Raw genomic sequence first — 2,980 nt, 5'->3', positions numbered from 1 at the left:
ACGCCATTCGTGCAGGTCGGAACTTACCCGACAAGGAATTTCGCTACCTTAGGATGGTTATAGTTACCACCGCCGTTTACTGGGGCTTAAATTCTGAGCTTCGCCTTGCGGCTGACCCGTCCTCTTAACCTTCCAGCACCGGGCAGGCGTCAGTCCGTATACATCGTCTTGCGACTTCGCACGGACCTGTGTTTTTAGTAAACAGTCGCTTCTCCCTGGTCTCTGCGGCCCTTCGTGCTGCCCCGGGCGTGCCGGTTCACACGTCAGGCCCCCCTTCTCCCGAAGTTACGGGGGCATTTTGCCGAGTTCCTTAACCACGATTCTCTCGATCGCCTTGGTATTCTCTACCTGACCACCTGAGTCGGTTTGGGGTACGGGCGGCTAGAACCTCGCGTCGAGGCTTTTCTTGGCAGCATAGGATCACCAGATTCCCGCATTCGCGGTCACCGTCAGCTCTCAGGCTCGTGAGGTGCGGATTTGCCTACACCTCGCCCTACGACCTTGGACGTGGACTACCATCGCCACGCTTGGCTACCTTCCTGCGTCACCCCTGTTAATACGCTTACCTACTACCGGTTCGGGTCCCGTGCTCCCCGGCCCGGTGTCCCCGAAGGGACGGTGGGCCGGCTCGGACGGTGAGCATCACCGGGCTCGGTATGGGCGGTTCTTCGCCGGTACGGGAATATCAACCCGTTGTCCATCGACTACGCCTGTCGGCCTCGCCTTAGGTCCCGACTTACCCAGGGCGGATTAGCCTGGCCCTGGAACCCTTGGTCATTCGGCGGACGGGTTTCTCACCCGTCTTTCGCTACTCATGCCTGCATTCTCACTCGTGTGGCGTCCACCGCTGGGTTACCCCGCGACTTCGCCCGCCACACGACGCTCCCCTACCCATCCACACGACTGAACCACGAAGGCTTGTCGAACGTGTGAATGCCACAGCTTCGGCGGTATGCTTGAGCCCCGCTACATTGTCGGCGCGGAATCACTTGACCAGTGAGCTATTACGCACTCTTTCAAGGGTGGCTGCTTCTAAGCCAACCTCCTGGTTGTCTGTGCAACTCCACATCCTTTCCCACTTAGCATACGCTTAGGGGCCTTAGCTGGTGGTCTGGGCTGTTTCCCTCTCGACTACGGAGCTTATCCCCCGCAGTCTCACTGCCACGCTCTGGCTTACCGGCATTCGGAGTTTGGCTAACGTCAGTAACCTGGTGGGGCCCATCGGCTATCCAGTAGCTCTACCTCCGGCAAGAAACGCGTGACGCTGCACCTAAATGCATTTCGGGGAGAACCAGCTATCACGGAGTTTGATTGGCCTTTCACCCCTAACCACAGGTCATCCCCCAGGTTTTCAACCCTGGTGGGTTCGGGCCTCCACGCGGTCTTACCCGCGCTTCACCCTGCCCATGGCTAGATCACTCCGCTTCGGGTCTAGAGCACGCGACTGAGTCGCCCTATTCGGACTCGCTTTCGCTACGGCTTCCCCACACGGGTTAACCTCGCCACGTACCACTAACTCGCAGGCTCATTCTTCAAAAGGCACGCCGTCACCCCTGCTAGGGAGGCTCCGACGGTTTGTAGGCACACGGTTTCAGGTACTATTTCACTCCCCTCCCGGGGTACTTTTCACCTTTCCCTCACGGTACTTGTCCGCTATCGGTCACTAGGTAGTATTTAGGCTTACACAGTGGTCTGTGCAGATTCACTCCAGGTTTCTCGGGCCCGGAGCTACTTGGGATCCCTCTCGGGAGGCCACGCCATTTCGTCTACGGGGGTACCACCCTCTGTGCCGGGCCTTTCAATGCCCTTCGACTATGACGCGACTTTCTGACTCCCTGCTGGTTCGGCAGAACCAGCTGAAAGGTCCCACAACCCCGCATGCGCAACGCCTGCCGGCTTGAACACGCATACGGTTTGGCCTGATCCGCTTTCGCTCGCCACTACTCACGGAATATCTCTTCCTGCCGGTACTGAGATGTTTCACTTCCCGGCGTTCCCTCCACACACCCTATATATTCAGGTGCGGGTCACACGACATGACTCGTGCGGGGTTTCCCCATTCGGACATCCTCGGATCACGGTTCGTTTGCCAACTCCCCGAGGCTTATCGCAGGCTACCACGTCCTTCTTCGGCTCCTAGTGCCAAGGCATCCACCCTGTGCCCTTATAAACTTGACCACAAAGATCATTCAAAGATGCTCGCGTCCACTGTGCAGTTCTCAAGCTACGACCGGGTGACTCGCCCTTCCTCACCTCGCCTACCCACCAACCGGTGAGCGGTTCGACGCAACAGGCGGCCCGCAGGCCGACGCGCACCCCACCGCCCGCAGGCGACGCAAGTGCGCGACTCGACCCCAAGGTCAACAACCTTTCGGCTGTTCCCTCAGGACCCAACAGCGTGCCAGGCCGACCAGGCAATCCCGACGGATCTTCGTTCCCTCCCCACCGAAGCGGGCGTACTAGAAGCCGCCGGCACCATGGCCGGCCGTAGTCGATGTTCCACCCTCGAGCACCACCCCCAGCACGTTCGGCCGGGGCGTGGGCCTGGACACCACACGCCCACCCATGACAGGTACGACGCGGTGCCAGATGCTCCTTAGAAAGGAGGTGATCCAGCCGCACCTTCCGGTACGGCTACCTTGTTACGACTTAGTCCCAATCGCCAGTCCCACCTTCGACGGCTCCCCCCACAAGGGTTGGGCCACCGGCTTCGGGTGTTACCGACTTTCGTGACTTGACGGGCGGTGTGTACAAGGCCCGGGAACGTATTCACCGCAGCGTTGCTGATCTGCGATTACTAGCGACTCCGACTTCATGGGGTCGAGTTGCAGACCCCAATCCGAACTGAGACCGGCTTTTTGGGATTCGCTCCACCTCGCGGTATCGCAGCCCTTTGTACCGGCCATTGTAGCACGTGTGAAGCCCAAGACATAAGGGGCATGATGATTTGACGTCATCCCCACCTTCCTCCGAGTTGACC

Annotated in this window: 2 rRNA genes; both read right to left on the bottom strand. The window is 59.4% G+C overall.

Annotated features, from left to right (window positions below):
* Positions 1–2,178 (bottom strand): 23S ribosomal RNA (locus ACFC1W_RS15960); the annotation flags it as partial.
* Between the two features lie 422 nt (positions 2,179–2,600).
* Positions 2,601–2,980: ribosomal RNA gene (locus ACFC1W_RS15955) — 16S ribosomal RNA — on the bottom strand; the annotation flags it as partial.

It is taken from the genome of Microbacterium sp. NPDC056003 (assembly GCF_042274785.1).
Classification (GTDB): domain Bacteria; phylum Actinomycetota; class Actinomycetes; order Actinomycetales; family Microbacteriaceae; genus Microbacterium.
This window is presented reverse-complemented; position numbering and strand designations above follow the sequence as displayed.